This is a genomic window from Providencia sp. M-27 (genome assembly GCF_011077905.1).
In the GTDB taxonomy this organism is placed as follows: domain Bacteria; phylum Pseudomonadota; class Gammaproteobacteria; order Enterobacterales; family Enterobacteriaceae; genus Providencia; species Providencia huaxiensis.
Genome location: NZ_JAALBT010000007.1, coordinates 216,211 through 238,701, shown reverse-complemented (window position 1 = coordinate 238,701; position 22,491 = coordinate 216,211). Strand labels below are relative to the sequence as shown.

Sequence of the window (22,491 nt, the reverse complement as noted above, 5' to 3'; positions counted from 1 at the left end):
CCCTAAAAAAGTTAAATGATAATTGTTATCAATTTAGCAATTAATGTGATGGGTTACTTTCGACTGCCGGAATTTGTCTATCGTTATCCGGCACATCGATTGTTATTTTTTGAGTTGATTCGGGGAAATACCAAAGCGCTTGCGAAATGCAACGGAGAAATGAGCGGGGGTATAACCGACTTGGTAAGCTACGGTTGAGATATTTGCATCATTCATACTCAGCAGTTGAAAAGCCGTTTCTAAACGGTACTCCTGCAACCAGCCATAAATACTGTTACCGAATAATTGACGGAAACCTTGTGTAAGTTTACGGGTATTGATCCCTAACCGCTTAGCCAGTTCATCTAAACTGGGCGGAGATTCTATTTCCTGAATCAATATCGTTTTTGCCATATGCAGACTATCAATATCTCGCTGCCGTAATGTGCCCATAACCGCCGAATTCGCACTAGATAACGAATGATGTAAGCATAATGCCGTAATTTCAGACACTTTAGCGCTTAAATATAGCTGGCGTAATGATGAATGGGTTGGGCAAGCAAATAGTTGATGCGTGATTGCTAATATATTGGGAGGAATAACCAACTGTAATAGTTTTGGGGAATTTGGGTGATAACACGTATCTGGTAAACTTAATTGCTGCGCATCCAACCATTCAGGGGAAATATCTATCATGGTGTATTTCATGGTTTGTTGGCCATAAAATTGATTATTCAATAGATAATTTTTCTGGCTGCCCGATAAAATCAAAGAAGGCGAATTCACTTCAACATTTTGTCCCGCACTACTACGGCAGCCCATTGCACCTTGATGGATAGCCACAATTTTTAGCCCAGCGGCTTGCTCTTCTTCAATACCTAAATCACGGTTAATCAGAAACTCACCGCGACGGATCCGAATAAACTCACCAACAGAGTGTTCTTCTCGGGCTGAATGCGCTTGAGTGAATTTATCTTCGATGCGCTGCTGCATAAAGGCTCTTACCTAGACGAATAAATAAACAGTGATAGTGACAAAAAAACGCCAAGATAACAATAATTATCATTCGCAATAAATAAAGAGGAGATTAATCAGTTTAAATTGAAGATTTGACTGTAGCTTTTAGGGTTCAAACGCAAATAAAGAATCAATGTTACTAATACAAAGACCACATGCATTGCCCATACCCATGTAAAACTCTGGCTCAATTGCTGTATCCACGCAGCACATAGTGGCCCAAAAGCTGCAATAATGAATCCCCCAGCCTGCATCAATGAAGTCAATGCCCCTGCACTAACCGGGTGAGGTAGGTGGTCTAAAGCGGTAATAATACTTAATGCAAAGCAGCCACCTAGCCCCATGCCTAATAACGCAACCCATAAAAGTGGCGCATCGCTGGCAAACAGCATCAACCCAGAAAAACCAAGAGCTTGGCAACTGAGCGTGACAATCAACCAAAAGCGACGGTCAATATTATGCGATGCAAATACGGGTATCATAAGCGCAGATAACGCCTGAAAAACCGTTAATATGGCAACAAATGAGCCACTTTGTGCAGCACTCATTCCCTGCTCTTGGAAAAAAGGTGCCAGCCAAGTCACCACGGTGCCATATCCTGCATTAATCAGCCCAAAGCCTGCCATCAACAACCATGCTCTCGGCTTGCGTAAGAACACCAATACTGAGACCCGATCTGCTTTTGAGCCCCGCTCCGTGTGTACATTCGCCCAAATAGCCAACAGCGCTAACAAAGCAGGGAAAGCTAGCCACGCTAAGGCACTCTGCCAATGGCCTGTCATTTCCTCAACCAAAGGCGTAAGCTGTGCGCCGATAGCGCCTCCCGCCATCAATGTGGCTGAATATAGCCCGGTCATCATCGCCATTTTTTGGGGGAAATTCGCTTTAATGAGCCCAGGAAAGACCGACTGAATATAAGCCGCACCCACTCCACATAAAAAAGCGGTTAATAATAAAGCCGCACCATCCGCAACAAAGTAACGAGCGAGTGAACCGACTAGCAGTAACAACATTGCCGTACTGATACCCGCACGTTCGCCTATACGTTGGTTTAACATAGGTACAACCAATGCCCCAACCCCCATCAATAACATGGGTAACAGCGTTAAAAGCGAAATACTTTGATAACTCATCCCTGTCGTTTGAATAATATTGTCGATGACAGGCCCAGGCCCCGTCATAAAGGGTCGTAAGTTCAGCCCGACTAAGACAATGGTCAATATCAATGACAACGAAGATGGTGCTGTTTTACTCATTGAGATTGCCGTTCCCACCACTGTTGGTACAGGGTGCTACGCGTTTCATCATTAGGTTTTAATTGCTCAAACCGTAAACCTGATTGCTGCTCAGGAACGACCCTCAGCGCTTTTGCTATGGCGTCCGTAGAGAGCCCAAAAGGTGCGGCATCATCATTTGAATAGGCGTAGACGACCCGAGAGATCCCCGCCATTCGCATCGCGGCCAAGCACATCGGGCAAGGCTGCCCACTTGCATAAACCACACAGTCATCCAATTTCACACGGCTTAATTTTTGCCCTGCTTGACGCAATGCCATCAGCTCCGCATGGGCGGTTGGGTCATTGAGCTCAAGCATCTGGTTAACGCCACTTGCAACCACTTGCCCATCACGGACAACTATTGCGCCAAAAGGCCGTCCGCCAGCTTGCACGTTCTCCATTGCTAAGTTGATAGCTTGTTGTAAAAATTGCGTATCCGTCATTATTTCGCTCCTGAACGCTCAAGAATTTCGATTAAATTACGGTAACCTTTACTTTTCGCCAGCGTCAACGGTGATATCCCCGAACCATCCGCTAAATTGACATCTGCGCCACCTTTAATTAATTCAGTGACAATTTGTGCGTACTTATCGCTACCATCACCCAAAATAATCGCTTCAATCAGTGCAGTCCAACCCAACCGATTAACGTGATTGACATCAACACCCGCATCAATCAAGGTTTTGACCGTGGCAACATGGCCGCGCTCTGCTGCGGGGATCAACGCAGTTCCCCCGTAGCGATTGGTACTTTTCAAATCAGCACCATGTTGCAGAGTCAATACAAGTATCTCTTGCAAACCACGCGCCCCTGCGTACAAATAAGGGGAGTCTTGCATATTATCCCGTGCATTCACGTCCGCGCCTTGCTCAATCAAAAAACGGGCAACCTCAAGATGGTTTTCATGGGTTGCCGCCATCAACGCAGTACGTTGGCGTGAATCTCGCTGTTCAATGTCCACGCCCTGCTCAACTAAGGACTTAACACTTTGTAAGTTACCTTGTTCAGCCAATGATACCAAAGAGTTAGCTTGTGAATTTGCCATGCCTTTCCCCATAAATATCAATGAAATCATAAGAATGCTAGCTAAGTGAACCAACCATTTTGCACGTAAAAAGAATGTTTTCATGATTAATCTCCCCTATGACTCTTTAATCTACTGAAAAAGTATGCTATTTAAAAATTAAATAACCAAATGATAGGTATTTATAAAATGAATTCGTTGCTCAATCTAGTTTTGTTGAAAACCTTTGTTACTGTCGCTGAGACGGGGAATTTCACCGTAGCTTCACAACATTTAAATTCAACGCAATCAACATTGAGTCAGCAGATCCAACGACTAGAAACTTTAGTCGGCCAGCCTTTATTTATCCGAGGGCACCGCATACTCACCTTAACCGAAACTGGAGAAGTTTTGTTAAGCTATGCAAAAAATATTTTGGCGCTAAATGATACCTTCTTTATGAAAATCACTGGCAATGCCGTCATTCAAACTATTCGGCTCGGCTTTCCTGAAGACCTCGCTTCTGGCCAAGTCACCCCGACACTGGCCGCATTTATGCAAGCTAACCCCAATGTGCGGCTAGAAGTTACGAGTGGCCTAAGCCGCCAGCTCCATCAGCGCTACCAACATGGTGAATTAGATTTAATTATTGTGAAACAGAAGAAAGGTGAATTTAAAAGTGATTACCATTGGCCAGAGCCTTTGTGTTGGCTAACGAGCAACCAATATAAACGTTTCAATAATGATTCAGTACCTTTGGTGGTTTTTCCTGAAAACGGCCTTTATCGTAATGACATGTTTAAGTTATTAGACAATGAGCAACGTCCTTGGCACATAACTTATACTTGTTCTAGCCTTGCTGGTATTCAAAGTGCTATCGCAGACGGGTTAGGTATTAGTTTATTACCTTTACGAGCAAAACTTCCTCAACATCGAATTTTAACAGAAGAAGAAGGTTTCCCTGCTGCTCAAGAAATGGAAATTGCGATGCATTTCCAAGCAAATACTTCGGATACGGTGACTCAACTCGCTGAGAAACTGGCACAACAATTGGGGGCACGCGAGTGATGAATAAACTGATTGAATTAGAAAAAAAATTACATAACAGTACTAACCGGCAGAATAGCGATTTTCTTCGCGAGATATTACATGAGGATTTTTTTGAATTTGGTCGTTCTGGCTTTTCAACCGATAAACTCGATACCCTAGCGTCATTGGCTAATGAAACAGCTAAAACGATTTACGCCGAAAATTTCCACTGTTCGCAATTGAGTGATAATACGGTGTTGATGACTTATATCAGTTTTGAACAGCAAGATGGGGATAAAACCAAGCTAACTAACCGCTCATCTATTTGGCTAAAAAATTCAGCAAACCAATGGCAATTAAGGTTTCATCAAGGGACACCCGCAAATTAACAATAAAGTGGAAATGAATCACCCTCTTTATTGTTAGCACAACATTAATTGGCTGCGTTATTTCTTATCAAAATATCCTGCGCGAATGGATGCTCCAATTAAATTCACAACAAAACGCCCTGCAGTCACCCCAGTTAGCTTAGAGGGAATATCTTTTGCGGGTGTAATTTCAACGATATCCATACCAACAACGCGACCTTTTTTCACTAAACCGTGAATTAGGCTACGAGCTTGCAAATAAGTCACCCCACCAGGAGCCGGGCCATCAACTCCAGGCATGATACTCGGGTCAATACCATCCGCATCAATACTAATATAGTAGTTCGAATTATCTGGAATGCGGTCTAAAATGGCTTGCATGCCAACCTCGTGTAGTTCATAGGCCGGAATAACATGCGCACCATGGTCTTTAGCCGCTTGATAATCCCCTGGGCGTCCGCTACCTTGTGCACGTAAACCAATTTGGAAAATTTCACCTATATGCTTCATTTCAGAAGCGCGACGGATCGGGCTTGAAAGGCCGGTATCCACCCCATTAACCTCTTCACGCCAATCTAAATGTGCATCAATATGCACAAGTGTAATCGGCCCTACTTCATCAAATCCCTGCAAAATAGGCGTTGTGATCCCATGGTCGCCCCCTAAAACAATAGGAAGTGCTTTAGCTCTTAATAACTGTCGAATTGCCTCGGCTGCACGCTGATGATGCTCCCCCAAAGGCTTTGATAAATCAGGAATAACATCACCACAGTCAACAAATTTAATATCTTTCCGGCCTTGTAGTAGTGGCCCATCAATATCAAAATCATAATGATCTGGATGCCTAACAATTCGGTCACTCATATCACGTAAATATTGTGGAGCACGAGATTGATCGTTGGTAAATGCATGAGCACTATAAGCTGAACTAAATGGCATCCCTAGTATGGCAATATCCGCTTCAATGTTGGTCAATTCAGTCACTAATTCTGAATATAAAAATGTTTTATGGCCAACATGTGGGGGTGTCGTTAATTTTTTCATACAAACTATTCCTTCTTAGATTTAGTTTTCTTTCTTTTGTTTTTTATTTCTTAGCCACCAAATGTGTTAGCTAAGAATACAAATAGAGGGACACCAACAATATCTGTTAATACCGTTCCAGCGATTGGTATAATAATGAATGCCTTTCGTGAGAATAAACCGTATTTATTACAAATAGCATCCATTACCACTAAGCCATTTGGTGTTGCACCTAAACCATGCCCAATAAAACCAGCTGACATAACAGCGGCATCATAGTTTTTACCTAATGCACGGTAAACAACAAATATAGCCACTAATATTGTTGTAATGACTTGTGATATTAATATGATAGTTAGAGGTAACGCTAACTCATATAATTCCCAAAGTTTTAGCTTCATCATTGCCATCACTAAAAACATTTCTAGTGATAGAGTGGAAATTAATACAACTGTATTGCGAGATATTTTAATCATCGGTTTTCTTTCATTAATTGAATGAAATATAACGCCGATAAATAAACTAAAAATATGGCCAGGAATAGTAAACCCTGTTACTGTGCTTATCCATTTTGCTGTCGGCATTCCGATAGCGAGTACGCTTAAAATAACTGCACCTGTAATAATACATTGTTGAGCTGTAATTTTATCCTCAGTATCGTTACTTTCCGCTAAATTTTCTAAATCAACATGGTCAGTTTCAATCTTTAATTTATTTCTTTGGATTAACCAGTTCCCAACAGGCCCACCTAGAATTGACCCTGCAATCAAACCAAAGGTCGAAGCCGCTAACCCAACATTCAGGGCTTGGTTGTGACCAAAGGACTCAATCAGCGGTGCTAAAGATGCCGCCATACCATGACCACCTTGCATCGAGGCTTGGCCTGCCATCATAGCAACTAATGGCTCAATATCTAAAACATACGATAAACCAATACTGACGCCATTTTGCATAAATGCCAAGCCCCAGCAAATCACCATATAAATCAGTAATATTTTTCCACCACTCACTAATAATTTAACCCCCGTCATTAAACCTATTGTGACGAAAAATATATACATTGATAAATCATATAATGTGTTATCAAAATTAAGCTCTACAATATTAAATTGATAAGCTATCCACATTACAATAGAAAACATAAACCCGCCGATAACCGGACTAGGAATTGAATATTTCATAAAAAATGGAAATTTCTTTATAATTACATTGCTAGCGATTAACAACAAAGCCCCTAATGCTGTAAATGTAATCATATCTAATTTTATTGTTAACAATTCATCTGTGACCATAAATTAGAATCCTTTTGTATTTATATATATTTGGATTAATTATTATTTTGTGGCGCCACTTTGGTAATAATCTATTAACAACTACAACTTTAAGATATACGTATCCACTAGGAATAAAAGTGATATTTTTGATCCTATGGTTTCATAAAATGAAACCTTTTATATAAATAAAAACAATTTTAACATTTAAAATAAAGCAGTATTAATTATGCTATTTGTATCGCAATAAAAAATAAGATAGATTAGCATTTAGTGATTGATTTCACGTAATAGGTATAAATATGCATAATAAAAAATTAACTGAAAAAGACTTAAAATCATTACGTGTTTTTACTTCCGTTGCAGAAGCTGGTGGCTTTACCATTGCAGAAAAAAAACTAAATATGTCAAAAGCGTCAATAAGCCGCCATATCCGTGAAATTGAAGAAAAACTCGGGGTCCAATTGTGTGAAAGGGGTCCTTCTGGCTTTAAGCTAACTGAGTCAGGCTTATTTGTTATCGAAAAAGCCAATACCGCTTTGAAAGCATTAGATAATATCAAAACTGAAGTTGATGAACGCCATGGGATTTTATCTGGAACATTAGTTATTGGTGTTATTGAACATATATTAACGGATCCACTCTGCCATCTATCAGCCACTATCGCTCAATTTACCCAAGAGGCACCTAATGTTAAATTAGAGCTAAGTATACTCAACCATAATCAATTAAATAAAGCGCTTAGTGATAGAACAATTCAAATCGGTATTCGCGGGCAATATCACGAAAATAGCCGTTTTAATTACCAATTCTTATTTATAGAAAACCATAAGCTTTATGTTTCTGCGAATACGGCCAACAACAAACATAATCTAGCATTGGTTTATCGGCCACACCCATTCACTGAAAGTATTTTAGCATCGGGTGAATTTAGCCGAGGCCCCGAAGCCGCTGGCCTTGAGGCCGTAGCCACCTTTATCGCTTCAGGTCACTATGTCGGAATTTTACCGGAAAACTATGCCTCACATATTAATTTCCGCCATTCACTCATAGAAATGAGCGACTCCCCTGTCTTTCATAACCGCATATGTGCAATCACCGAGGCTAGTAAACCGCTAACACAAAGTGAAGCACTGTTTTTAAAACTACTTTCACAATTAAGTAAAGCACCAGTATCTACATGATCAAAAAATCCCCCAGCAAGTCACCTCACTGGGGGATTTTAAAAGTAAAAACTTAACGAATGTTAATTACAGTACATCAACACAGTTCAGTTCTTTAAATGCTTGCTCTAAACGAACAACCATTGACTCTTGTGCTTTACGCAGCCATACACGTGGGTCATAGTATTTTTTGTTAGGTTTATCCGCACCTTCTGGGTTACCTAACTGACCTTGCAGATAGCCTTCGTTCTTTTTGTAGTACTGTAAAATACCATCCCAAGTTGCCCACTGGGTATCAGTATCGATGTTCATTTTGATAACACCGTAGCTCACTGCTTCTTTGATTTCAGCAGCACTTGAGCCAGAACCACCGTGGAATACGAAGTCTAAGCTGTTGTGTGGCAGGTTATATTTTTCTGAAACGTAGTCTTGTGAATTACGCAGAATTTTTGGCGTTAGCTGGACGTTACCTGGTTTATAAACACCGTGAACGTTACCGAAAGAAGCCGCGATAGTGAAACGAGGGCTTACTGCATTCAGTTTTTCGTATGCGTATGCAACGTCTTCTGGTTGAGTGTACAGCTCAGAGCTGTCCATACCCGTGTTATCAACACCGTCTTCTTCGCCACCGGTACAGCCTAATTCGATTTCGAGTGTCATATCGATTTTAGCCATACGCGCTAAATATTTAGCACAGATTTCGATGTTTTCTTCCAGTGATTCTTCAGACAGGTCAATCATGTGAGAAGAGAACAGTGGTTTACCTGTTTTCGCGTAGTGCTTTTCACCCGCATCTAACAGACCGTCGATCCATGGCAGTAATTTCTTCGCACAGTGGTCGGTATGCAGAATAACAGGAACACCGTAGTGCTCAGCCATTTGGTGTACATGATGGGCACCAGAGATAGCACCTAAAATTGCCGCTTGTTGGCCTTCAGCTTTCAGACCTTTACCTGCGATAAATGCAGCTCCGCCATTAGAAAACTGCACAATAACTGGCGCACGCACTTTAGCAGCCGTTTCAAGTACGGCGTTAATTGAATCCGTACCAACACAGTTCACTGCTGGCAATGCAAAGTTATTTTCTTTAGCAACTGCGAAAACTTTCTGTACATCATCACCAGTAAGAACACCCGGTTTAACAAAATCAAAAATTTTAGACATGTGAAAAGGTCCTGTGGTAAACAGGCAGCCTACGCTGCCTGTTGTGTATGAACAATTAATTACGCTTTAGCACGTTCTTCTAGCATCACAACGGCAGGGAGCTTTTTGCCTTCAACGAACTCAAGGAAAGCACCGCCACCAGTAGAGATATATGAAATTTTGTCAGCAATATCGAATAAATCGATAGCTGCTAGTGTGTCACCACCACCAGCAATAGAGAATGCGTCGCTGTCTGCGATTGCTTTTGCAACGATCTCCGTACCTTTACGGAAGTTAGGGAACTCAAACACGCCTACTGGGCCATTCCAAAGAATGGTTTTGGCATTTTTCAGGATCTCAGCCAAACGTTGTGCAGATTCGTCACCTAAATCCAGAATTTGTTCGTCGTCTTTAATTTCAGTACTTGCTTTCAAGGTTGCTGGCGCAGTTTCAGAGAACTCGGTAGCAACACGAACATCGGTTGGTACTGGAATTTGGCAGTTAGCCAGTAATTTTTTCGCTTCAGGGATTAAGTCCGCTTCATATAATGAACGGCCAACATTGTTGCCTTCTGCTGCGATAAAGGTGTTTGCAATACCACCACCAACAATCAGTTGGTCTGCAATTTTAGACAGTGAATCTAAAACAGTCAGTTTAGTTGATACTTTAGAACCACCAACAATCGCAACCATTGGGCGAGCTGGGTTACCTAATGCTTTCCCCAGAGCTTCTAATTCGCCGCTCAATAATGGACCAGCACAAGCCACTGGAGAGAATTTTGCCACACCATGTGTAGATGCCTGCGCACGGTGAGCCGTACCAAATGCGTCCATGACGTAAACATCACATAATGCCGCATATTGTTTTGACAGCGTTTCGTCGTCTTTTTTCTCACCTTTATTAAAGCGAACGTTTTCTAGCACAACTAACTCGCCAGCGTTGATTTCAACACCATTCAAGTAGTCTTTCACTAAACGAACTGGGTAATCCATTTTGTCGGCCAGATAGTCAACAACAGGTTGCAGTGAAAACTCTTCGTTGTACTCGCCTTCGGTCGGACGACCAAGGTGAGAAGTGACCATGACTTTAGCGCCTTGTTTCAGAGCAGCTTCAATTGTTGGTAATGAAGCACGGATACGTGCATCAGAAGTAACTTTGCCATCTTTTACAGGAACGTTTAAGTCAGAACGGATGAATACGCGTTTACCCGCTAAGTCTAAATCGGTCATCTTAATTACAGACATGGTGAATCCTCTCGTTGATTCTCTATAAAGTTTCCATCAGCGGCTGTGCAAAGCAATAATGTTATCATGCCCTGCTGTCTGTCAGTCGCCAATTAGTTTAAACCTGTCGCTGCCATTGCTAATGTTGTATCTAGCATCCGGTTAGCAAACCCCCATTCGTTATCACACCAAACTAGGGTTTTAATTAAATGCTTACCACTAACTCGCGTTTGTGTACCATCAATAATAACACTGTGTGGATCATGATTGAAATCCATCGAGACCAGCGGTAATTCTGTGTAGTCCACTATACCACGAAAATACCCTTGTGCAGCGCCTCGCAGTAGCTGATTGACTTTTTCAACACAGACATCGTCATGTACGGTAACACTCAAATCAATTGCTGTCACATTCGTCGTCGGTACACGAACAGAAATAGCTTCAAAATGGTCTTTAAATTTCGGAAAAATTCGCGTAATTCCTGCTGCTAACTTGGTATCAACAGGAATGATAGACTGACTCGCCGCGCGAGTTCTGCGTAAATCTTTATGATAGGCATCGATAACAGGCTGGTCATTCATTGACGCATGGATCGTCGTCACCGTTCCCGACTCAATCGAAAATGCCTCATCAAGTAATTTAATAATTGGAATAATACAATTGGTGGTACAAGAGGCATTGGAAACAATTTTGTCTTGAGCGGTTAAAGCCTCATGGTTAACCCCATAAACAATCGTCGCATCAAGGTCATCGGTTCCGGGATGAGAAAATAGCACTTTTTTAGCACCTGCGGCTAAATGTTGTAAACCGTCATCCCTTGAGCCGTAGGCCCCACTGCAATCCAACACAACATCAATGCCTAACTCTTTCCAAGGTAATTCATGAATAGCCGGCTGATGAAACAAGCGAATATTGTCATCACCAACTTGCAAAAGTGTACCGTTAAGCCGCACATCCCAAGCAAAACGCCCATGACTGGAATCATACTTCAGCAAATGCGCAATACCTTCAGGTTCAGCCAGTTCATTAATCGCCACCACGACAATCTCTGCCCGACGGCCTGATTCATACAACGCTCTTAAAACACTTCGACCAATGCGGCCAAAGCCGTTTATTGCTACCCTGATTGCCATTCTACACCTTGTATCTGAGCAAAATCACACGGTTGCTAAGGATAACTGACTCACACCAACTCTACTGCTCATTTTAGCTGTCAAACATCAAAAGTGTGCTTCAACCGACATTTTTAAAAAATATTTTCATTCAGTAGCATGTAACTGAAACGGTTCAGCTTATCTAAGGTTAGAGTAAGGGATATATTTACAGAACGCAATAGAAAATCGTTAATCGGTGCACAAAAAAACAACGCCTAACTTATCATTAGGCGTTGTTCAGCAAAACATGATTACGAGGGGCATCCGCACATGGATACCCCAAAATGCAATCACTTATTTCAGAAGAGATTTCGCAGCTTCAACTGCTTTTTCTGCAGTGATGCCGAACTCTTTATACAGTTCTTCCGCTGGTGCAGATTCACCAAAGGTATGCATACCGATGATGGCACCGTTTAAGCCAGTGTACTTGAACCAGTAATCTGCAATACCTGCTTCGATAGCAACACGCGCTGTCACATTGGCAGGTAATACTGCTTCACGGTATGCCGCATCTTGTTTATCGAATGCATCAGTAGAAGGCATTGATACAACGCGAACTTTACGGCCTTCCACTGTCAGTTGGTCAGCTGCTTTAACTGCCAGCTCCACTTCAGAACCTGTCGCAATAAAGATTAATTCAGGCGTACCTGCACAATCTTTCAGGACATAAGCCCCTTTCTCGATATTGGCTAATTGCTCAGCAGTACGAGGTTGTTGCTCTAAATTCTGACGAGAGAAGATTAAAGCGCTTGGGCCATCTTTACGTTCAATAGCATATTTCCATGCCACCGCAGATTCAACTTGGTCACAAGGACGCCATGTGCTGAGATTTGGTGTCACACGCAGGCTCGCCAGTTGCTCAACTGGTTGGTGAGTCGGGCCATCTTCACCCAGACCAATAGAATCGTGGGTATAAACAAAGATGCTACGCACTTTCATCAGTGCAGCCATACGAACCGCATTACGTGCGTACTCAACGAACATCAGGAATGTCGCGCCGTAAGGAATGAAACCACCATGTAACGCGATACCGTTCATGATAGCTGACATACCAAATTCGCGAACACCGTAGTGAATGTAGTTACCCGCTGGGTCAACATTCAGTGCTTTGGAGCCTGACCACATAGTTAAGTTACTTGGCGCCAAGTCTGCAGAACCGCCCATAAATTCAGGTAAAACTTTACCGAACGCTTCTAATGCATTTTGTGATGCTTTACGGCTGGCAATATTCGCTGGGTTTTGCTGCAAGTTTTCAACGAATTGTTTCGCATCTGCGTCAAAACTAGCCGGTAATTCACCATTCATACGACGAGTAAACTCCGCAGCTAATTCAGGGAATTGTGCTGCATAAGCGGCGAATTTTTTATCCCATGCGCTTTCTTTTTCTTTACCTGCGGTGCGAGCATCCCAAGCTTCGTAGATATCTTTAGGAATTTCAAATGGACCGTAGTTCCAACCTAGAGCTTCACGAGTTGCTGCAATTTCAGCATCACCTAAAGGTGCACCATGAACAGATTCAGAACCGGCTTTATTTGGTGAACCAAAACCAATGATCGTTTTACACATAATCAGTGTTGGTTTATCAGCTTGTTTCTTCGCTTCATTGATTGCTGCGTTGATCTGTGATGCATCATGGCCGTCGATATCACGAATAACATGCCAGCCATAAGACTCAAAGCGTGCTGCTGTGTCGTCAGTAAACCAACCTTCAACTTCACCATCAATAGAGATGCCGTTGTCATCATAGAATGCGATCAGTTTATTTAATTTCAGTGTACCCGCTAAAGAACACGCTTCATGCGAGATACCTTCCATCATACAACCATCACCCATGAACACATAAGTGTGGTGGTCTACAACATCATGACCAGGACGGTTGAATTGCGCTGCTAATGTGCGTTCTGCAACCGCAAAGCCCACTGCGTTTGCAATACCTTGACCTAAAGGACCGGTTGTTGTTTCAACGCCTGGAGTATAACCATATTCTGGGTGGCCTGGTGTTTTAGAGTGTAGTTGGCGGAAGTTTTTTAACTCTTCGATAGGTAAGTCATAACCTGCAAGATGCAGCAAGCTATAGATCAACATAGAACCATGGCCATTTGATAGAACAAAACGGTCACGATCTGCCCAGTGTGGGTTTGCTGGGTTATGATTCATATGGTCACGCCACAGTACTTCAGCAATATCAGCCATGCCCATTGGCGCGCCAGGATGCCCTGATTTTGCTTTTTGAACCGCATCCATACTTAGAAAGCGGATAGCATTAGCAAGGGTTTTACGAGTCGTCATCAGTATACTCCAGGTAGGATAAAAACGTACTTAAACCAATTTTTTCAACGCAATACAGATAGTGCTACTTTAATTTCGCTGTAACATGAAAATGTCAATTTACCGATGTATCGCCATATGCTCCTTTCCCTAAGGAACTACAACACATCGCCAACAAACTGAGCATTTCACGAATAGAGCGATTGAAAGTAACCCAATTCTACCTATACCGCAATATTTGCTATGTTCATGGCAGCAGATCGCAAATAAATTGAACTGCCGCAAAGCTGAATCCATTCTATTGCGCAAAATATCCCTTAAGGCTTACATTTTTGCGCAAGTGACTAACCTTATTAAACCTGAGTTCGGTGTCTGGGATCAAGATGATTTATGTATCTAGCACATTTAGCTGCCACATTAGTGATAATTGGCAAAGTTTTAGGCAAAAAAACTCAATATACCCGAGTATTTTTGTTTATGCTGAAATACCCACCACTTCTAATGATCAGAAATAGATAGTGCGTGCACTTCTAACAACCAACGTTTTTACAACAGAAATTCCTATACAGTTCACAGTTCTTATATGTATAGTTTTGAATGAAAGTGACTTTCAAAAGACAACAGTGCAATCTTAATTAGCGGTTAGGTGGATCCGTATATCTAACTTATTAAGTAATAATTAGTGAATCCCTAACTGAAGAATTGCTTTTAGAACAAACGTGTATAGTATTAGGCACTGCAAAACCTATATGCATTTAGTGACCTAATTACAAAGAGAAAGCCTTACCCATTATTATTTCTATAGCACGCTGCATCCACAGATAAAGACATCATAATCGATATTGCTGAAATTAAAATAAGGGACACTAGAGAGCGTAGTAACCTATCGCAGATTCTATTTTCACTGGTAAAAACCTGATGAGGTTATAGAAAATAAATTGGCCTGTAAGGCGAAATCTTAGGCCTAAACCCCATGTATCACAATAGAGTCAAGATATGAAAAAGTTGATACTATAGTATCAATCTACTAAACATTGATGTTATATCATATATCTAGTTAACGAAGCGGAATTTTAACATCATACACATTAAACTAGTTAGTTGAGTTATTAATAAATAATAGGGCTAAAAACACATCAAAAATTATAATTTTACTAATATAATTAGTATCCCGCCTTTATTCTAAATTATCCCCCCTTTTAATTGTAATAAATTGTAACTTTCAATGTGGATTCTTTATGCTTCTTAATTAAATATACATTTGTTAACAATTATAATAATTTTACACTTATTTAGTGTATTTTTTTATTAAATCCCCTGATTTCAACACTATTAAGTGTATTTTTAACCAATTAAACTGGTGGGAGTGTATTTTTCAATTAGATAATGCCAAAAAAAACAATATCAATAGAAAAAACCTATTAATAATAACTTTTTAATAGAAATCCAGCCATTTACTCTTTTTTTAATGTATTTATTATAACACTCAATTAAGCAAGCGAGTGAGTTAACGAATATCATATAAATAGATCTATTAATATTAGAGGCTGAAAAAATGAAAGCTAATATAATTAGTAGTCATGTAGGAAATTATTTACGAAAATCACGCAAAGAAAAAAACATGACAGGAAAACAGTTGGCAGAATTAATTAACATTAGCCAACAACAGGTATCTCGCTATGAAACTGGTAGCAGTTCATTATCGCTAGACCAATTAAATGAAATCTTAACCGTTTTAGATAAAAGATGGATTGAAATGATTTACTATATTGATTGTTTCTCTGAAGAAAATAAAAGAAACGATATAATTTTAAGTAAAAAAACAATCCAAATATTAATAAACAGCATGAAAGATATTTAAATATTCCATTTTAAATTCAATAAAACCATATCAATATGTAAAAATTAAATAACTAATTTTACTATTGTTTTCTATCAATATAAAAAGAGAGATTAGTATGTTAAATAAAAAAATGGCTTCTGTATTGTTATCAACAATTATCGCAGCTTCTTTTGCTACAGCTGCAAATGCAGATACACGCACCGCTCAAGCAACAGCAACATGGCAAGCGACTGCAATTAAAGACACGACAAGTATGTTAGTTGTGACTCCATTAAGAAGTTTAACTTTTAATTATGCCGAAGGCCAAAAAAGCTTTAACCAACAAAATGGAGCATTTGATATCGCTATTCAAGGCCAAGCTGGTGCAACAGATTTTAAATTAGCATCAAAAATTATTGCTAATACATTAGCAAGAACAACTGACGATTCTAAATTAACTGTTGGGGTTAAATGGAATGGCGAAGATCTGACTAAAAATAATGATTTAGTATTAATTGATACATCAACCGGTTTAACTTCTGGTTTAGACAATTTAGCGGCTGATGGTATCTATAATGGCTCTGAGCGTGCAGCAGATCGCGGTGAATTCACCTTTGTTATTGCTGGCGCTGAAGCTGATGGTGCAGCGACTGACTTTAAAGCACTGACTGATGGTACATGGGATGGTGATGTGAAAGTTCAATTTACTGCAACTTGGGACGGTGATTTCACGCCAGCGCCTTAATTCAATATCCCCTTATTAGATAATTAAATATTACGATAAAGATACTATAGGGAAATAATATCTTTATCGTCATTCATTTTTGAAATTTACGATTATGAAAAAGATAACATTAGCATTAATTTTATTATCATGGTTACCATTAAAAAACAGTTTTGCTGTCAACGTGGGAAACATTACTGAAATAATATCATCGAATGAAGACACCTTCTCTAAAGAAATTGAAAATACAGTAGATACCGCAAGATTGGTAAATTTAACGATAGAAAAAATAGATTCACCACTTGATACTGGAAAAGTAATTCCAGTTAATGACCCTAATGAAATATTATCAACGCCCGCTAACTTAATTCTCCCAGGGAATGCAAAAGATATATTTAAGATAATTTATCAAGGCCCAAAAGATAATAAAGAACGTTACTATAGATTAAATTGGAAAGATGATCCTATTGGCGAGAGTGGTGTTACACAAAGTGCAAAATCGGCATCAGCAACAACATCAGCAACAATTAGTACAATTCTCGTAGTCGCACCAAGAATTGAAAAATTTAATTATAAATACACTAGTTCTCAAGTTTCGAATACTGGAAACAGCACCTTCCGTGTAGTGGCTTCAGGCCCTTGTTTAGCAGAAAAACAAAAACACGGAGTGGATGGTATTTGCCGCGAGCGTTATTACCTCATGCCAAATTTAGCCGTCAAATTACAATTTGTCGATGTCACAAATAAAAAATCAAGCGTAGGTATTTGGCACAAAGGAGAGTTCATTGTTGTCAAATAATTAAGAATGGACTTAAATTATGCGTAAAAGTTCTATTGCTTTATCAATATTAAGTATTATTTTTTCGAATACGATTAATGCCAATGAAATGAAAAGCGTTAAGATCGGTGGATATATTATTCCTCCTGCATTTGTTAGTGCATTGGAAGAAGGAATGTCTGTACCTGTTTTTTTACGACTAAATGATGATACGGTAACCAATCAGAGCGAAAGCAAAATTGCAGATGCAGTTATTGTAGTCGATCATGGTAATATTAAATTATCAAGTATTCATCTCATTGAAAATGAGCACGGTGCGAAACTAAATAATTTACTAATCGATAAACTTGAAGAAAAAAAGGATGCCATTTTTAATGAAAGTAATGGCATTGTTATTGATAATAATGCAACCCTTCAATTAAATATTTCTTCATTTAATTTATCATTAGATGTTGATAAAGCTGCTTTTTCGCCAAAAGAACATGCGCGGCAATCTGTACTAGGAAATTCTTCAGTTAATTCATTTTCAGCAGTAGCTAACTATGATTTAGGGGTATTTCAGAGCCGTGTTAAAGATTCAAAAGATACATCCAGTAGCTATTTCAATTTAGATACATTATTCGCAGCTGCGGAACATCACTTTAATATAAATGCATCAGCATATAGCATTGGAAAATCTAATTCTAATGTTGAATTGTATCGTGCAATGTATGAGCGTGACTTCAACGGATTCCGTTTTGCTCTTGGGCTAATGAGTACGTGGAATTTGCAATCTATTGCCAGCTTAACTGCCCTTAGCAGCAGTAAAATTTATGCGGCATCAATAGGGAACAACTCCTCAAGTATGGTGACAAATAAGCAGCAATCACTCACGCCGATTTATGCTTTTTTAAATAGTCCTGGTGAAGTACGTATTTATCGACAAGGTAAATTATTAAATATTCAAAATTTTCCCATGGGTAATTTTGAAATTGATACAAGTATACTGCCCTATGGCATTTACGACGTCACTATTGAGACGGTTATCGATGGCAAAATTGTCACAACACAGCACCAAACAATTAATAAATCCTTCGGTGCGATAACAGGCGGTTTTGATAAACTCAATTGGGAAGTTTATGGTGGTTATATTGACTTTGATAAGCGTCATTATGTAAGAGATGAAGGCTCAACGAGTCAAACTCCTGGTAAAAGCCATTTAATCGGAGCCTCTTTCGCTTATAACTTCCCAGTGTTGTCTGGCGTGCGTTTTCAAATGTCAAATTATGGATTTGATAAATTTGTTGTACAAGAAACAAGTATCAATGCGGCTTTAAATAACTATATCTCAGTTAACTGGCAAGGGATGCTAGAAAACCATGGTAGTTATCGGAACATTGCGACTCTTTCGGTCAATATACCTGAAGGTTACGGTTCTTTGTGGGCATCTAAAGAAAAAACTGTAGTGAGCGGTGACTTACCACTTTATGATGCTGACAGTTATTCTTATGGCGGGACCATTAATTTTGACAAAATAGTTGATAGAACAGGGTCACTGACTATTAGTAATACTAAAGATCGCCGTATTGGCAGTGATTCAATTAACTATGAATATGCGAATACATTATTCTCTGGCCGTTATGGAACGGTTGGGTTAAGGGCGGGTGTACAGCGTTATCATTATGATAATCAAAATAGCACCAACGAGAAATATATTAACCTCGATTTTTCCTTACCTTTATCAACATGGTTGAGCACGGGTGTTTCCTCAACAAATGGTAATGTGAAAGCAAATATTTATGCGAATAAGAATTTTGAAAATTCAGTGATTACCAATGCAGGAGTTTCTGTCTCCAAATTAGTCCGAGATAAAGATAATGGTGAATCCAATTTTTCAACATTAGGCTATGCTTCTTATGATACTAAATATAACTCAGGTACCGTGACTATTAATCGCCCTGATAATAACAGGCTTAATGGTAATTTAACCTCTCGTGGCTCTGTGGCATATAGCAACGGCATGATCATGCCAAGTGGGCAACAAGGCAAATCGGGCGTCATTATCAATTCCGATATAAAAGGTAGCGGCAGCATGGTCGCAAAAGTAAATGGGCAGAATTACCCAATTAGCGGAAAGAATACCTTTATTCCATTATCCCCTTATTCGGATTATGACATTCAATTAATGAATGACGGAAAATCAAAAGACAGTTTTGATATTGTTTCAGGGCGAAATAAATCCGTCACATTATACCCAGGGAACATTGCTCTTTATCAACCTGAGGTAAGACAATTAGTCACGGTATTTGGTCGTCTGAAATCACCAAATGGTGAATATATAAAATATGCCTCAATTCGAAATCATATTGGTCGCACAAAAACGGACCAAAATGGTGAGTTTTCCATGGACGTTGACGTCCGATATCCAGTGATATCTTTATTACAAGATGATCAGCAAACAATTTGCGAAGCAGATTTAAACCTTCAAGGTGCACGTGGTGCATTGTGGGTCGGTGAGGTGACATGTCAACCTCAAGAAGCATTGGCTAAACGTTAATTATCACTTTAAGGCTAATTTAATATGCGATTATTATCGATAACAGCATTTTTTATTTCATTTTCGGTTCTGATACCGAATTCGTTTTCTGCGACAGCGCCATTACAAGAGTATGTCATTGTTGAAAACCAAGTTGATAACGAATTCTTTATTGTTGCCAATAGAGTTGACCCACGCTTCTCGGGCTCAAATGTATTCACAAAATACCAGCGCAATAGACAATATAGTTTAGGCTATATGGGATATACAGGAACACCTTTTAGCTCAACTTATAATACAGGTGATATCTGGTTAGAAAATTCTCCCGTAAGCCAACCTTTTATCGGGAATCGTTGCATGACAAATAACCGAAATTGTCCGGCAACGTCTTATTGGTCAGCTCAGCAATTACGAGATAATGGTGCATATAAAATCCAACAAACAGGAACACCGGGTGAGTCTGGATATTCAAGACCAATATTTTCTGAATCTTTTTATCGCTGGTTAGCCGAAATCCCACCGGGAACAGAGTACACTTTTGATTTAAGAACCTGCACAAGCCGCGACGATTATGATTTAAGTAACTCGACCTGTATGACGAGTGGAGGAAGAACAACAACACAACAACATTACATTCCAACCAATAAAAAAGGCAATATTATTCTAAAAAGAACGGGCGCCTTACAAGAAGTCTTTGTGGATAGCAATGGCAATCCAACTATTGGGCTCGGTTCTAATTTTTGCTCGACAGGGATTGTTGGAAATACTTCTGGAATTATTTGTAAGTTGGTTGAATTAGAAACCCAAGGACAATCTATCGGCGGTACATTTACAGTACGTATGTATATTGATAGTGCAAAGTTAGGTTTAGCTAGAGATCCCCGTGCTGCACTTATTCAATATAAAGGGAGTAACAGCACACGCTGGACAAATTGGTCATCAACAACAAACATGTCAGAGATCTTTAATAATGGTTCACAAAATATTGAAGTTTTTCTCTCAAATGAATATTTAAAATCAATTGTTGACGCTTCACCTAATTCAACAGTCACACTTGCTGATAGTGTATATACTTTTGGTTTTCAATCACCACTTCCTCAATCTGGATTTTACGAATTTACACCTTCAAATTTCTTAATAATTAAGCCGAGAGATTATGGAATTAGTATTATTCCTGCAGATTTTAACCCAAACCAATCCAAAACAGGAAAAGTCGGCAATGATGAGCCACCGATAGAATTTAATTATATCGTCACGACTAGCGGGCCAAGGCAAGCGGACTCTATTACAGCAAAAGTTGAAGGACCAAACACAACATTAAAAGGACAGTCATACTGTTTATTTACCTCAAGCGATAATAAACTTAATGTTCCTTTTTCCGCTTATCTTTCATTTAAAAATGAAAATGGCACTAAAGAATCACACCGAGCAAGTTGTGATAATAATGAAATTTCATTAAAAAATGCATTATGGTCTGAAACACCATGGGATAGGCCTAATGAGGATTTAGGGTCTTTTTATCGAACTAACTTAGATTTATCATTTCCAATGAATGACTCTGAATCATTTTTTACATTGGATGGTATTGATTGGCTAGGCACCGTTTCTGCAAGTGGCACAATAACTGTCAAAGCTATTTGGACAGGGCCCGATATTCAATAATATCTAATGGCTACTTTTAGGGCGACTTGTAAAAATTCAAGTCCCCCTTTTATTGAACCCCATATACACTTAAATTTTGGTTTGGATTTTTTAATATGAAACTATTTTATTTACTTAAAATCCTATTATTAGTTGTGCTATCAGTATTTTACAATAATGCTATTGCTTTATATATCAATGCAGATATTTCTTCGATGGAGTCAGGGCAAGAGTTTTTTTCTAAGCCATACATCAACGACACAGATAAGACTAATTTATATAGTTTTAGTGCCTACAAAATTGATAAACCAGGTAACCAAGAATATGGGGCACCTCTCCATAATGGCGAGATTATTTTTACTCCATTGAAGAAAATTTTATTACCTGGGGAACAAGAGTTTTTTAAGATTTTTTATCGAGGAGAAGCCGATGAGACCGAGCGCTATTATAAGATCATCATTAGCGAAACCCCTCTTGATATGCGTAATGATGATGAACAAAAAAAGCGACCTTTATTTTACCCAACGGTTAGCCTAGAAACCTATTTCGTTGTGAGACCTCAAAAACCAGATTTTAAATATGAGCTTAATCCAAGTACTAACACTCTAAAAAATACGGGTAATACCTATTTTAGAGTACTCTTACATGAAAGCTGTGATGCTAATGATGATTCTGAGCCTTATGTATTTTACTTATTACCCGGCCAAGAGTCTAAAGATGAGCGTCTTAAAAAGAAAAGTCGTAAATATATTGTAATATTTGATAAATATTACCCAATTGGCAATTGCACCTAAAATTCAATTATATCAATAAATTAAAAAATAAAAATAGCAAATTAATTTAGGTCTCTATGATTTAAAATAGTGGTTAATACTGCTTTTTATCTATGTGCGAGACATCAAAACAAAAATATCAGCTTCATTAATACAATACACTGAAATTTTTGCCATTACATATATAACCAATCGTTATAAACAAAAATTTATTTTCATATTTTCTTCTCAAGAAGAGAGTAGTATATTACACTGATATAATTACTTTAAAATCAATGACTATCATGTTAGCTAAAAGTGACCAAACTAAGCACATATTT

General features: G+C 39.1%; 19 protein-coding genes. 9 read left to right on the top strand and 10 right to left on the bottom strand.

The annotated features are described in order from the left end of the window. Positions 1–102: 102 nt before the first annotated feature. The 4 genes from G6Q48_RS12490 to G6Q48_RS12475 all read right to left on the bottom strand — a co-directional run bounded on the left by G6Q48_RS12490 (position 103) and on the right by G6Q48_RS12475 (position 3,402). Entirely contained in the window at positions 103–972 is an 870-nt protein-coding gene (locus tag G6Q48_RS12490) for a helix-turn-helix transcriptional regulator (protein ID WP_102139521.1), read from the bottom strand. A 98-nt stretch (positions 973–1,070) separates the two neighbouring features. After that, a complete protein-coding gene (locus G6Q48_RS12485) occupies positions 1,071–2,252 on the bottom strand; it encodes a cyanate transporter (RefSeq protein WP_166266757.1) in 1,182 nt (393 codons plus the stop codon). Then, complete coding sequence (locus tag G6Q48_RS12480; protein ID WP_166266755.1) at positions 2,249–2,716, bottom strand: nucleoside deaminase; 468 nt, start codon at positions 2,714–2,716, stop codon at positions 2,249–2,251. The genes G6Q48_RS12485 and G6Q48_RS12480 overlap by 4 nt, the downstream gene beginning before the upstream one ends. Next, the gene (locus G6Q48_RS12475) at positions 2,716–3,402 is read right to left on the bottom strand and encodes an ankyrin repeat domain-containing protein (RefSeq protein WP_166266753.1); all 687 of its coding nucleotides are present in this window, start codon (positions 3,400–3,402) and stop codon (positions 2,716–2,718) included. The genes G6Q48_RS12480 and G6Q48_RS12475 overlap by 1 nt, the downstream gene beginning before the upstream one ends. An 84-nt stretch (positions 3,403–3,486) precedes the next feature. On the opposite strand from G6Q48_RS12475, the gene G6Q48_RS12470 reads away from it, so the two are divergent. Both G6Q48_RS12470 and G6Q48_RS12465 read left to right on the top strand, forming a co-directional pair. Beyond that, positions 3,487–4,344, top strand: a complete 858-nt coding sequence (locus tag G6Q48_RS12470) for a LysR substrate-binding domain-containing protein (protein ID WP_166266751.1) — start codon at positions 3,487–3,489, stop codon at positions 4,342–4,344. Then, positions 4,344–4,694: a nuclear transport factor 2 family protein gene (locus tag G6Q48_RS12465; RefSeq protein ID WP_165879170.1), complete on the top strand. Its 351-nt coding sequence runs from the start codon at positions 4,344–4,346 to the stop codon at positions 4,692–4,694. Before G6Q48_RS12470 ends, G6Q48_RS12465 begins: the two co-directional genes overlap by 1 nt. Positions 4,695–4,751: 57 nt before the next feature. On the opposite strand, the gene G6Q48_RS12460 is transcribed toward G6Q48_RS12465, so the two are convergent. Next, the gene (locus tag G6Q48_RS12460) at positions 4,752–5,717 is read right to left on the bottom strand and encodes an agmatinase (RefSeq protein WP_102139526.1); all 966 of its coding nucleotides are present in this window, start codon (positions 5,715–5,717) and stop codon (positions 4,752–4,754) included. 50 nt (positions 5,718–5,767) lie between these two features. Beyond that, entirely contained in the window at positions 5,768–6,952 is a 1,185-nt protein-coding gene (locus G6Q48_RS12455; protein WP_231068259.1) for a sodium/glutamate symporter, read from the bottom strand. 317 nt (positions 6,953–7,269) lie between these two features. Between G6Q48_RS12455 and G6Q48_RS12450 the strand changes: the two genes are divergently transcribed. Continuing rightward, positions 7,270–8,151 (top strand): LysR family transcriptional regulator, encoded by an 882-nt coding sequence (locus G6Q48_RS12450; protein ID WP_166266747.1) that lies wholly within the window; start codon positions 7,270–7,272, stop codon positions 8,149–8,151. 66 nt (positions 8,152–8,217) lie between these two features. Here G6Q48_RS12450 and fbaA read toward each other — a convergent pair whose 3' ends face one another. The 4 genes from fbaA to tkt all read right to left on the bottom strand — a co-directional run bounded on the left by fbaA (position 8,218) and on the right by tkt (position 13,939). Further along, positions 8,218–9,294, bottom strand: coding sequence for a class II fructose-bisphosphate aldolase (gene fbaA / locus G6Q48_RS12445; RefSeq protein ID WP_102139529.1), 1,077 nt, complete (start codon positions 9,292–9,294; stop codon positions 8,218–8,220). A gap of 59 nt (positions 9,295–9,353) precedes the next feature. Beyond that, a complete protein-coding gene (gene pgk, locus G6Q48_RS12440; protein WP_166266745.1) occupies positions 9,354–10,517 on the bottom strand; it encodes a phosphoglycerate kinase in 1,164 nt (387 codons plus the stop codon). Between the two features lie 92 nt (positions 10,518–10,609). Continuing rightward, positions 10,610–11,629 carry an erythrose-4-phosphate dehydrogenase gene (epd, locus tag G6Q48_RS12435; protein WP_166266743.1) on the bottom strand — a complete coding sequence of 340 codons (1,020 nt, stop codon included), beginning with the start codon at positions 11,627–11,629 and terminating at the stop codon, positions 10,610–10,612. A 315-nt stretch (positions 11,630–11,944) separates the two neighbouring features. Beyond that, complete coding sequence (gene tkt, locus G6Q48_RS12430) at positions 11,945–13,939, bottom strand: transketolase (protein ID WP_166266741.1); 1,995 nt, start codon at positions 13,937–13,939, stop codon at positions 11,945–11,947. Positions 13,940–15,473: 1,534 nt separating this feature from the next. Between tkt and G6Q48_RS12425 the strand changes: the two genes are divergently transcribed. From G6Q48_RS12425 to G6Q48_RS12400, 6 genes are all read left to right on the top strand, one after another. Beyond that, positions 15,474–15,779 (top strand): helix-turn-helix domain-containing protein, encoded by a 306-nt coding sequence (locus tag G6Q48_RS12425; protein ID WP_102139064.1) that lies wholly within the window; start codon positions 15,474–15,476, stop codon positions 15,777–15,779. Positions 15,780–15,876: 97 nt separating this feature from the next. After that, complete coding sequence (gene ecpA / locus G6Q48_RS12420) at positions 15,877–16,485, top strand: common pilus major fimbrillin subunit EcpA (RefSeq protein ID WP_004905392.1); 609 nt, start codon at positions 15,877–15,879, stop codon at positions 16,483–16,485. 94 nt (positions 16,486–16,579) lie between these two features. Then, positions 16,580–17,263: a hypothetical protein gene (locus tag G6Q48_RS12415; protein WP_166266739.1), complete on the top strand. Its 684-nt coding sequence runs from the start codon at positions 16,580–16,582 to the stop codon at positions 17,261–17,263. 19 nt (positions 17,264–17,282) lie between these two features. Further along, on the top strand, positions 17,283–19,778 hold the full coding sequence (locus G6Q48_RS12410) for a TcfC E-set like domain-containing protein (protein ID WP_166266737.1): 2,496 nt from the start codon (positions 17,283–17,285) through the stop codon (positions 19,776–19,778). 24 nt (positions 19,779–19,802) lie between these two features. Beyond that, complete coding sequence (locus G6Q48_RS12405) at positions 19,803–21,419, top strand: fimbrial protein (protein WP_166266735.1); 1,617 nt, start codon at positions 19,803–19,805, stop codon at positions 21,417–21,419. A 95-nt stretch (positions 21,420–21,514) separates the two neighbouring features. Further along, complete coding sequence (locus G6Q48_RS12400) at positions 21,515–22,192, top strand: fimbrial protein (RefSeq protein ID WP_102139060.1); 678 nt, start codon at positions 21,515–21,517, stop codon at positions 22,190–22,192. Positions 22,193–22,491: the final 299 nt, after the last annotated feature.

What these genes read in the sequence shown, in the direction of transcription:
- G6Q48_RS12490 (WP_102139521.1), bottom strand. Translation starts at nt 972, where the DNA reads ATGCAGCAGCGCATCGAAGATAAATTCACTCAAGCGCATTCAGCCCGA.
- G6Q48_RS12485 (WP_166266757.1), bottom strand. Translation starts at nt 2,252, where the DNA reads ATGAGTAAAACAGCACCATCTTCGTTGTCATTGATATTGACCATTGTC.
- G6Q48_RS12480 (WP_166266755.1), bottom strand. Translation starts at nt 2,716, where the DNA reads ATGACGGATACGCAATTTTTACAACAAGCTATCAACTTAGCAATGGAG.
- G6Q48_RS12475 (WP_166266753.1), bottom strand. Translation starts at nt 3,402, where the DNA reads ATGAAAACATTCTTTTTACGTGCAAAATGGTTGGTTCACTTAGCTAGC.
- G6Q48_RS12470 (WP_166266751.1), top strand. Translation starts at nt 3,487, where the DNA reads ATGAATTCGTTGCTCAATCTAGTTTTGTTGAAAACCTTTGTTACTGTC.
- G6Q48_RS12465 (WP_165879170.1), top strand. Translation starts at nt 4,344, where the DNA reads ATGAATAAACTGATTGAATTAGAAAAAAAATTACATAACAGTACTAAC.
- G6Q48_RS12460 (WP_102139526.1), bottom strand. Translation starts at nt 5,717, where the DNA reads ATGAAAAAATTAACGACACCCCCACATGTTGGCCATAAAACATTTTTA.
- G6Q48_RS12455 (WP_231068259.1), bottom strand. Translation starts at nt 6,952, where the DNA reads ATGATTACATTTACAGCATTAGGGGCTTTGTTGTTAATCGCTAGCAAT.
- G6Q48_RS12450 (WP_166266747.1), top strand. Translation starts at nt 7,270, where the DNA reads ATGCATAATAAAAAATTAACTGAAAAAGACTTAAAATCATTACGTGTT.
- fbaA (WP_102139529.1), bottom strand. Translation starts at nt 9,294, where the DNA reads ATGTCTAAAATTTTTGATTTTGTTAAACCGGGTGTTCTTACTGGTGAT.
- pgk (WP_166266745.1), bottom strand. Translation starts at nt 10,517, where the DNA reads ATGTCTGTAATTAAGATGACCGATTTAGACTTAGCGGGTAAACGCGTA.
- epd (WP_166266743.1), bottom strand. Translation starts at nt 11,629, where the DNA reads ATGGCAATCAGGGTAGCAATAAACGGCTTTGGCCGCATTGGTCGAAGT.
- tkt (WP_166266741.1), bottom strand. Translation starts at nt 13,939, where the DNA reads ATGACGACTCGTAAAACCCTTGCTAATGCTATCCGCTTTCTAAGTATG.
- G6Q48_RS12425 (WP_102139064.1), top strand. Translation starts at nt 15,474, where the DNA reads ATGAAAGCTAATATAATTAGTAGTCATGTAGGAAATTATTTACGAAAA.
- ecpA (WP_004905392.1), top strand. Translation starts at nt 15,877, where the DNA reads ATGTTAAATAAAAAAATGGCTTCTGTATTGTTATCAACAATTATCGCA.
- G6Q48_RS12415 (WP_166266739.1), top strand. Translation starts at nt 16,580, where the DNA reads ATGAAAAAGATAACATTAGCATTAATTTTATTATCATGGTTACCATTA.
- G6Q48_RS12410 (WP_166266737.1), top strand. Translation starts at nt 17,283, where the DNA reads ATGCGTAAAAGTTCTATTGCTTTATCAATATTAAGTATTATTTTTTCG.
- G6Q48_RS12405 (WP_166266735.1), top strand. Translation starts at nt 19,803, where the DNA reads ATGCGATTATTATCGATAACAGCATTTTTTATTTCATTTTCGGTTCTG.
- G6Q48_RS12400 (WP_102139060.1), top strand. Translation starts at nt 21,515, where the DNA reads ATGAAACTATTTTATTTACTTAAAATCCTATTATTAGTTGTGCTATCA.